Annotated in this window: 1 pseudogene; it reads left to right on the forward strand. The window is 39.5% G+C overall.

The window, feature by feature from the left end:
- Positions 1–15: 15 nt before the first annotated feature.
- Positions 16–306: pseudogene (locus ACSG5Z_RS30440) on the forward strand (YcaO-like family protein); the annotation flags it as partial.

Consider the following 306-nt stretch of genomic DNA (forward strand, 5'->3'; position numbering starts at 1 on the left):
ATTTGTGTTTAAGATGAAGCGACTGCTATTTTAGTAGGTTTAGAACGATATTGTGGTATGTCACCTCGAGGAACAAAGACATATGTACACGGCAGTTTTCGTGAGTTAGAGGATCATGCACTTAATCCCCTCTTGCTCGGTGTACATACAAATGAACATTATAATCGTAATAGTTTTCCGGTTAAACCGTTTGATCCTGACTATGAACAAAACTGGGTATGGGGCTACTCTTTATTACAAAACCGGCCACTTTTAGTTCCTGAATCAATTGCTTATTTTAGCCTCGGTCATCGAGATGCTTTCGTG

Source organism: Bacillus pretiosus, assembly GCF_051294775.1.
Classification (GTDB): domain Bacteria; phylum Bacillota; class Bacilli; order Bacillales; family Bacillaceae_G; genus Bacillus_A; species Bacillus_A wiedmannii.